At 58.6% G+C, this 8,868-nt stretch carries 6 protein-coding genes and 1 rRNA gene; 4 read left to right on the top strand and 3 right to left on the bottom strand.

Features of this window, described 5'->3' with window-relative positions:
- From rrf to AC1DHT_RS27805, 4 genes are all read left to right on the top strand, one after another.
- Window positions 1-86: ribosomal RNA gene (gene rrf / locus AC1DHT_RS27820) — 5S ribosomal RNA — on the top strand; the annotation flags it as partial.
- Between the two features lie 147 nt (window positions 87-233).
- On the top strand, window positions 234-893 hold the full coding sequence (locus AC1DHT_RS27815; RefSeq protein ID WP_427547470.1) for a paraquat-inducible protein A: 660 nt from the start codon (window positions 234-236) through the stop codon (window positions 891-893).
- Window positions 880-1,503: a paraquat-inducible protein A gene (locus AC1DHT_RS27810; protein WP_019693707.1), complete on the top strand. Its 624-nt coding sequence runs from the start codon at window positions 880-882 to the stop codon at window positions 1,501-1,503. The genes AC1DHT_RS27815 and AC1DHT_RS27810 overlap by 14 nt, the downstream gene beginning before the upstream one ends.
- Entirely contained in the window at window positions 1,496-3,799 is a 2,304-nt protein-coding gene (locus AC1DHT_RS27805) for a PqiB family protein (RefSeq protein WP_477761551.1), read from the top strand. The genes AC1DHT_RS27810 and AC1DHT_RS27805 overlap by 8 nt, the downstream gene beginning before the upstream one ends.
- 75 nt (window positions 3,800-3,874) lie before the next feature.
- On the opposite strand, the gene mksF is transcribed toward AC1DHT_RS27805, so the two are convergent.
- From mksF to mksB, 3 genes are read right to left on the bottom strand one after another with little or no spacing between them, the layout of a single operon-like run.
- Window positions 3,875-6,715 carry an Mks condensin complex protein MksF gene (gene mksF, locus AC1DHT_RS27800; RefSeq protein ID WP_347928881.1) on the bottom strand — a complete coding sequence of 947 codons (2,841 nt, stop codon included), beginning with the start codon at window positions 6,713-6,715 and terminating at the stop codon, window positions 3,875-3,877.
- Window positions 6,712-7,413, bottom strand: a complete 702-nt coding sequence (mksE, locus tag AC1DHT_RS27795; protein WP_427533594.1) for an Mks condensin complex protein MksE — start codon at window positions 7,411-7,413, stop codon at window positions 6,712-6,714. Before mksE ends, mksF begins: the two co-directional genes overlap by 4 nt.
- Window positions 7,403-8,680 carry an Mks condensin complex protein MksB gene (gene mksB / locus AC1DHT_RS27790; RefSeq protein ID WP_178098849.1) on the bottom strand — a complete coding sequence of 426 codons (1,278 nt, stop codon included), beginning with the start codon at window positions 8,678-8,680 and terminating at the stop codon, window positions 7,403-7,405. Before mksB ends, mksE begins: the two co-directional genes overlap by 11 nt.
- Window positions 8,681-8,868: the final 188 nt, after the last annotated feature.

Raw genomic sequence — 8,868 nt, 5'->3', positions numbered from 1 at the left:
GATCCCATCCCGAACTCAGCAGTGAAACGATGCATCGCCGATGGTAGTGTGGGGTTTCCCCATGTGAGAGTAGGTCATCGTCAAGATTAAATTCCGAAACCCCAATTGCGAAAGCAGTTGGGGTTTTGTTTTGCCTGCGAGAAAGTTGATTCCGGAATCCGGACAAATTTGCACAGTTATTTCTCGGCCAGAACACTAGAATAGGCCGGTCATTTTCAGAACCCGAGCCCTTTATGCCAGATCCGGTTGACGCCTCTGGGCTGTCAGATTTACCGCTGGACGACTTGGTGGCGTGTCATGAATGCGACTTGTTGATGCGCAAGCCGCAACTCGCTCATGGCGAGAAAGCCCTATGTCCGCGCTGTGGTTATGAGCTCTACGCCCACCGGCACAATGTCGTGGAACGTAGCCTCGCCTTAGTAATCGCCGCCCTGCTGCTATACATTCCGGCGAATTTTTTGCCCATCATGCAACTCCATTTACTCGGACAATCGTCGCACGACACTGTCTGGAGTGGTGTCGTTGGCCTATTCGATACAGGGATGCAAGGCGTGGCAGTAGTGGTGTTTCTGTGCAGCATGGGAATCCCGCTGCTCAAGTTGCTCTGTCAGTTGTTGGTATTGCTGAGCATTCGTTTTGATATAGGGCGCAGTTACGGCTTGCTGTTCTATCGCATTTATCACCATCTACGCGATTGGGGAATGCTCGAGGTCTATTTGATGGGCGTGCTGGTGGCCATCGTCAAGCTGGCTGACCTTGCGTCGATAACGGTTGGCTTGGGTCTGGCATGCTTTATCAGTTTGCTATTGGTGCAGGTTTTACTTGAGGTGGTGATGTCGCCTCATCAGATCTGGCAAGCGCTGTCAGGAGAGGATGCTCATGCGGGCAATTGATGCGGGCATTCTGATTTGTATCGAATGCCATGAGCTCAACAAACAGGAACCGGACACCGACGAGCAGACATGTACTCGCTGTGGAGCTCTGGTTCATGCGCGTCGCCCAAATAGTTTGATGCGTACCTGGGCGTTGCTGATTACCGCAGCGATTCTCTATATACCCGCCAATGTGTTGCCAATCATGACCGTCAGCACATTGGGGCAGGGTGAAGGCGATACCATCATGTCCGGCGTGATCACCCTGGTTCAGCACGGGATGTTTCCGATTGCTGCCGTGGTGTTTGTCGCAAGTATTTTGGTACCGACCTTCAAATTGGTGGGCATCGCATTGCTGTTGTTTTCGGTACAGCGGCGTCAGCCTTTATCCGCACGGCAACGTATCGTGATGTATCGGTTTATCGAGTTCATTGGCCGCTGGTCAATGCTGGATATTTTCGTGATCGCCATTCTGGTGGCGGTGGTGAACTTTGGTCGACTTGCCAGTATCGAGGCGAATCTCGGAGCGGTGGCCTTCGCCAGTGTGGTGATTTTGACAATGCTTGCTGCAGTAACTTTCGATCCCCGACTGATTTGGGATAACACGGAGTCGGACGACGACCATGACTGATTTGCCTAAAGCTAAAACTCGACCGGCTTCGAACTGGTCGGCCATTTGGGTTCTGCCCTTGATCGCCTTGATGATTGGCGGATGGCTGGGCTGGCGTGCCTACAATGAGACCGGTATTGAAGTTCAGGTTCGCTTTGAAAGTGGCGAGGGCATTCAGGCCAACAAGACCGAAGTTGTCTACAAAGGTATGCCGGTCGGAAAGGTAAAAAGCCTGACGCTGGATGATGAAGGCAAAACCCGCGGGGTTATCGCCACCATCGAAATGAACAAGGACGTTGAACAATACCTGAAGACCAGTACGCGCTTCTGGCTGGTTAAACCGAGCGTCACGCTGGCCGGGATTACTGGCCTGGAAACGCTGGTTTCAGGTAATTACGTGGCGATCAGCCCAGGTGAGGGTGAGCCAAGCCGCAAGTTCACCGCCTTGACCAAGGAGCCACCGCTGTCTGACTCCAAGCCAGGCCTGCACTTGACCATCAAGGCTGATCGTCTGGGCTCCCTGAACCGTGGCAGTCCGGTGTTCTATAAGCAGATCCAGGTCGGCCAGGTGAAAAGCTATCTGCTGTCCGAAGACCAGAGCACCGTCGAGATCAAAGTCTTTATCGAACCCACCTACGCCAATCTGGTGCGCAAACATACGCGCTTCTGGAATGCCAGCGGGATCAGCATCRACGCTAATCTGTCAGGGGTGAAAGTACGCAGCGAGTCGCTGGCGAGTATCGTCGCGGGCGGTATTGCCTTCGCCACGCCGGACAACCGTAAAGACAGCCCACCCACTGACCCGAGCCTGCCGTTTCGTCTCTATGAAGACTTCGACGCCGCTCAGGCCGGTATTCGTGTCAAAGTGAAACTCAGTGACTTCGAAGGCCTGCAGGCCGGCCGCACACCCGTGATGTACAAAGGCATTCAGGTCGGTAACCTGAAAACGCTCAAGATTGACCCGGACTTGTCCAGCGCGACAGCCGAGTTGACCCTGGACCCGCTTGCCGAAGATTACCTGGTGACCGGGACCCAGTTCTGGGTGGTCAAACCTTCAATCTCGTTGGCCGGGATCACCGGGTTGGAGGCGTTGGTAAAAGGTAATTACATTGCTGTGCGCCCTGGCGACAAGGGCGGCGCGCCGCAACGCGAATTCGAGGCCCGGCCGAAGCCGCCGCCGCTGGATCTGCGTTCTCCAGGTCTGCACCTGGTGCTGTTCACCGAAAACCTCGGTTCGCTGGAAGTCGGGAGTCCGATTCTCTACAAGCAGGTCAAGGTCGGGTCGGTGCAGAGCTATCAGTTCTCTCGTACCAAAAAGCAGTTGATCATCGGTGTACACATCGAGAAGGAGTACGAAGGACTGGTCAACGCCTCGACGCGATTCTGGAACGCCAGCGGAATTACCTTGACCGGTGGCCTCACCGGCGGGATTCAGGTCAAAAGCGAATCCCTGCAAAGCCTGATGGCCGGTGGTATTGCGTTCGAAACACCGAAAGCTACGGCGCCGTTGCAGAAGCGGATTCCGCGTTTCCGCTTGTTCGCCAACCGTGAGGAGGCGAGCCAGAAAGGCGCTGTAGTCACGATCAAAGTCGATCGTGCCGACGGTTTGCGCACTGGCACGCCRATTCGCTTCAAAGGTCTGGATGTCGGCAAGGTGGAAAACGTCGACCTCAGTGATGATCTGCAATCTGTGCTGCTCACCGCACGCATCACCGAAGTGCCAGAGCGCATTGCTCGAGTCGGCAGCCAGTTCTGGGTGGTCAAGCCGGAATTGGGCCTGATCAAAACGTCCAACCTGGAAACCCTGGTCTCCGGGCAGTACATCGAGGTTCAGCCCGCCGCGAAAAACCTTGGGCCACAGAAGAGCTTCGTGGCGCTCGCCAATCCTCCGGAGTCTGTCAAGGAAGAGGCCGGTCTGAGTCTGGTGTTGAGCGCCGCTCGCCGTGGTTCGCTGAAAACTGGCGTGCCGGTGACTTATCGTGAAATTACCGTCGGCAAGGTCACCGGCTATGAACTGGGTCAAACTGCGGATCGCGTGTTGGTCCACATCCTGATCGAGCCGAAGTACGCGCCGTTGGTACGCAGCGGAACGCGCTTTTGGAACACCAGTGGCTTTGGCCTGGACTTTGGCTTGTTCAAAGGCGCAACGGTGCGAACCGAGTCGCTGGAGACGCTGATTCAGGGCGGTATTGCGTTCGCGACACCGGATGGTGATCGGATGGGAACCCCCGCACGACCTGAACAGACCTTCCCGCTGTTCGACAAGTTCGAAGACGAGTGGCTGACCTGGGCGCCGAAGATTTCTCTCGGTAAATAGCCCGCAACAGCAACCATAAAAAAGGCCGCGATCCATTGGACCGCGGCCTTTTTCGTTACGACGCCGGTGAAAGGATCAGACCTCGTCCAGTTCCGGTTCGGTCGACTCAACGTTGACCGTAGCCTTCACCTCGTCATGCCGGCGAATGTACTTCCAGTCCGCCTCGTCGATGTAGATACCATGCGGCCCGCTGCCACCTTCCAGGTCGATGGCGACACTGGCGCAGACCTGCGGCTTCACACTGGCCAGGATCGGTACGAAGCCCAGCTGCAGGCTGGTTTCCAGCAGGGCGGCCTGGTTCTTCTCGTCGATGTCCGCTGCCTCGTCGAGGTAGTACGGCAAGCGCACGCGCCCGGCCTGGTCGCGATCCATCAAGTGCAGCAACAAGTACATGTTGGTCAGCGCCTTGATGGTCATGGTGGTGCCGTTGGACGCCGCGCCATCGATGTCGGTATGAATCACCGGCTGCCCGTTGACCTTGGTGATTTCGAACGCCAGCTCGAAGAGGTCCTTCAGGCCCAACTGGTTGTGGTTCGCAGCCACCAACCGCGCCAGGTATTCCTTGGCTTCTTCGTTCTTGTTGTCCTGATCGGCGCTTTGGCTCAGGTCGAACACCGACAGGGTTTCGCCTTCCTCATACTGACCAGCGCTGTGGATGATCTGGTCGATGTGCTTGAGGGCTTCCTTGTTCGGCGCCAGCACGATGCGGAAGCTTTGCAAGTTGGAGACCTGACGCTTGTTGATCTCGCGGTTGAACAGCGCCAGTTGGTGTTCAAGGCTGTCGTAGTCACTGCGAATATTGCGCAGGGTCCGGGCGATGTCGGTCACCGCTGCACGGCGGGCCTTGCCGAGGGTCAGGGCTTCGTCGGTGCGGTGCGCGTAAGCGTTGATCAGCAATTGCAGGCGACGCTCGACATCGTCTTCGCTGTCGAACTTGGCCACGCCCTTGAGGCGAACCTGCGCATAAAGCGCTTCGATCTGCCCGTCGACACGCAGCAGGCCTTGCCAGCTGTCCTGATAGTCATTGAGCAGCGGCAGCAGGTTGTCCATGGAATCGTCGATCGGGTCCATGAACGGCGTACCGAACGGCAAGTCTGCCGGCAACAGCTGACGGCGGCGCAGGGCGTCGTCGAGGGTGCGTTGCTTGGCTTCCATGTCGCCGATCTGCCGGCCGACCAGTTGCAGCTTGGCCGACAGTTGCTGGACGCGTTCGGTGAAGGCGTCGCTGGAACGCTTCAACTCGTCCTGTGCAGCTTCCATCTGCGCCAGTTGTTCCAGCTTGTCGCCTTCCTCGGCGCTCAGGGTTTGCGAGCGGCGGAAGTCTTCCAGGGCTTTTTGCGCATCCAGCACTTGCTGGTACAGCGCTTCGGTCTGGGTCTTGCTGGCCGCGCGGTCCGCCACGACGGCCGCTTGGGTTTTCAGTTGCTTGAGTTCTTTGTCCAGACGGTCTTTCTGATCACGCAGCGCGGCGCGGTCGGCCAGGGCTTGCAGGGCCGGTGGTTCGATGTGCGACAGGTCGATGGACAGGCCCGGCACTTCGAAGCGCTCGCCTTTGAAGCCGTCGAGGATCAGCTCCATGGATTTGACCCACTGGCCGTCTTCGTCCAGGGCAATGCCATGTTCGCCCAGCGGCAAGCTGAACAGCGCACTGTTGAACAGACGCATCAGGCGTTCGACGTCCTGTTGCGAGAACTCTTCGCGCAAGCGGGCGTAGCTGTTGTTGTCGGCGTGATCGAGCTGCTGTTTGACCGACTTCAGGCGTTTTTCCAGGTCCCGCAGACGCTCTTCGAGGTCTTCGGCACTGAATTGGCGGGACTGCGCCAGCGCACCGGCCAGCTCATCGTGTGCGTCCTTGGCGGCGAGCAGTTGTTGCTCAAGCACCTTGACGTCGTCGACCAGGGCGAAGCGATGCTTGAGCACCGACAACTCGCCCAGCCAGCGCTGGATGCCGGTGATTTCGCGCTCCAGGCGCATCAGTTCCTGAGTACCGCCGCGCTGATCGTTTTGCAGTGCGTCCTGCTCGTTGCGGTAGTGTTCGGCCTGAATCGTCAGCTCTTCCTTGCGCGCGCTGGCGTAGTCCGACCAGGTGCCGAGCAACGAGTCGAGCAACGGTGAGATGCGGTGCAACTTGCCGCGCAGGATGTTGCGCTGGGTAACGCCGGCAGCAAGCGCTTCGACCAACGGACCGGCGGTGACCAGCGAGTTGTAGTCCTGCTCCATGCGACGCACGTCGCGGAAGGCCTCTTCGCAGGCGGCAATGTAATCGACACTGCCGGAACGCAGGCTGTGTTCGAACGCATCGAGGAACAACTGCTTGAGCTTGGCCGCAGTGATTTCACGCATGTGCAGCAGGTTGATGAACAGTGCGCGGAAGGTTTTCAGGCTCTGCTCGCTGGTGGAGCGCAGCGGGATCAGCGTCAGGTCCAACGGGACCGACGTGTGGCCACCGACCAGCAAGCGGCGCAATTCATCCGGCTTGAGTTCATAGGCTTTCAGGCCTTCGCGCTCAAGGTTGGTGAACAGCTCTTTCTGGCGCAGGCAGGTATCGTTTTTCTGATAATGGGCCAGGTCCAGTTTGCCGGCGTAGGCGAAGAACTGATGACCGAAACCGCCGCCCGGGCCGCGTCCGACCACGCCAATCACGTGGGGGCCGTGGGGCAGGGCGACTTCGACCAGGATGTAACTGGTGTCAGTAGCGAAATAGAAACGCCGCGACTGTTCAAGGCTGTACTTGCCGAAGCTCATGTCCGACATGCGCGCCAGGATCGGGAACTGCAAGGCGTTGATCGAGGCGGATTTACCAAGGTTGTTCGCGCCGTAGACCGACAGCGGCTCTTCCAGCGGGAACAGACCGAGGCTGTAACCGGCGGTGTTCAAAAGGGCAAAGCGGCGAATGCCGTAGCGTTCCTTGCTCATGCGTCGAGCTCCTGTTCTTCGGCAATGGCACGGGCCAGGGCGTCTTCTTCGCTTTCTTCAGCGAAATCGCTAAGGTCGAGCGGGTCATCGGTTTGCAGCAGTTTTTCGTCGCTGTCGTCATCGATCAGCACTGGCGCCGGCAATGGCAGCACGCTGTGCAGGCTGGCGGCCAGGTCACGGTCTTGCTGGACTGACAGGCAAACGTCGAGGAAGCGGTGCATCGGCGGCAGAAAGCGGTAGATACCATTCTCTTCGCCGGCGAAACCGAGCTGGGTCATGCGGCGCATGATCTTTTCTTCCAGTTCTTCCTGGGTTTGTACTTCGGCCTGAATGAACAGGTCGCGGTACTTTTCCAGCAATGACGGCAGTTCATCGCGACCGAGGCTGCCACCATCCAGCACGGCAATCGGATCGCGGCCCTGGTCGGCCAGATGCTCGACAAGGATGAAGGTGAACAGCGCCAGACGCTGGGCAGTTTTGTTCACCGCCGCCGCGGCGAGGTCCGGCACAAAGTAGTAGAAGCCACGGGTGTCGCAGACCAGTTCAAATCCCAGGGCCTTGAACAGCGTGCGGTACTGGTCCTGAAAGTTCGACAGCTGCGCGTAGAGTTCAGGATCGCGACGGCTGACGTGGTAGCCCTTGAACAGCTCGCGAAAGATCGGTGCCAGCTGAGACAGTTCGGATAGATCAAGATGCATGAGGAGTGCTCGCGGAATTCTCGGGCGCGTCATCGCGGGCCGAGAGCAGGGCGAAGGAGCGCAGGCTGACCTGGTGCTCGTGAGTGTGGTAATCGCGGCGTTCCAGGCGCTCGCGTTTGAAGCGTTTTTCCCGCGACAGACGGGAGAACCAGTACAGCAACTCGTCGGTCGCGCCGTCCGGTTCCTGTTCCAGCAGCCAGGTCATCAAATCCGGCATCGGCAGAGCGTCTTCGCAGCGTTCGAGCATTTCCCGAACGGTGCGTGGCGCCCGTGGGGCTTCGCCTTTTTGGGTTTTGTGGGCCTTGGGGAAACGCGCCGGTTTTGGCTCGAAACGCGCCAGTGCATAAACGTAGGCTTCGACCTGACTGGCGCTGCCGAGGAAGGTACTTTGCGGTCGGGTGAACATCGGCATCGCCGCTTGCGGTACTGCGTCGATGCCCTTGCGGCGGATCATCGACAGGGCCAGCGCCGCGCCACGGGTCACGGCGTTGTGCCGGCGGGCTTCTTCGCGCAGCGGTAGCAACAGCTCGCGAGCGTGACGCAAGGTTAGCTGGGCGCTGGTCTGCATTTCGAGGATGCGCGCGTGGGTACGCAGCAACATATCGTCGTCGACCAGATGGCCGAGGCGCTGTTGTTCGCTGAGCATGCGCAACAGCACGTTTTCCACCTTGCGTACGCCTTGCTCGAAGGCGCCGTCGGCGTTGACCAGTTGAATCATCGGTTCGACGTATTCGTCCCAGGTTGCCAACACTTCGGCATAACGCTGACGCAACGGGATCTGTCGGTCGCTGGTCTTGGCCCGTTCGGCGACGGCCACCAGGGCCTGTTCGTCGTTGGCGAGCTTTTTCAGGACATCGCGCACACGCATGTCGAGCAAACGCAGCTGGCGCGCCAGATCATTGCCGTCGCGGATGTCGAAGGCGTCCTGAATGTAACCGGCCAGCCGCTCCAGATGGCGCAGGTAGGCTTCGATTTCCAGGCACAGGCCCAGACGGTGCTCACGGCGCAGGTAGGCGAGGAAGTCGTGAATCTGCGCGTTCAATTCAAAACGGTTCGGGCTTTTGGCCACCGGAACCAGAATGTCGAGGCGGATCCACACGTCCAGCAGGCTGGTGATGTCCTGTGGCGTGCTGTCCAGTTGCTGGGCGGCCAGCTGTGAACGCAGTTCGTTGAGGCTCAGGGTGCCTTGGTCGAAGTGCTCGCACAAAGGCTCCAGAAGTGCCCAGTGTTCGGCGAGGGCGCGCAAGACGCGCTTGGGTTCGATCATTGGAATGGCCGGCTGGTTGGCGATTAAAAGCAGCGATTGTACTGCATCACGTGCGATGGGAATCACTCTCGAGAGATCGACGGGACGGACAGTCGCTTTTCTATCGATCAACTGCGGGCGATCTTGAGCGAAGGGCGGTAGAATCCCTGCACTATCCGTTATCCACAAGTGGCCGACCTTTGCTTATC

It is taken from the genome of Pseudomonas sp. 05N432, from assembly GCF_056396945.1.
This window is presented reverse-complemented; position numbering and strand designations above follow the sequence as displayed.

Coding starts and splice junctions, on each gene's coding strand:
- AC1DHT_RS27815 (WP_427547470.1), top strand. CDS start 234: ATGCCAGATCCGGTTGACGCCTCTGGGCTGTCAGATTTACCGCTGGAC.
- AC1DHT_RS27810 (WP_019693707.1), top strand. CDS start 880: ATGCGGGCAATTGATGCGGGCATTCTGATTTGTATCGAATGCCATGAG.
- mksF (WP_347928881.1), bottom strand. CDS start 6,715: ATGAGCAAGGAACGCTACGGCATTCGCCGCTTTGCCCTTTTGAACACC.
- mksE (WP_427533594.1), bottom strand. CDS start 7,413: ATGCATCTTGATCTATCCGAACTGTCTCAGCTGGCACCGATCTTTCGC.
- mksB (WP_178098849.1), bottom strand. CDS start 8,680: ATGATCGAACCCAAGCGCGTCTTGCGCGCCCTCGCCGAACACTGGGCA.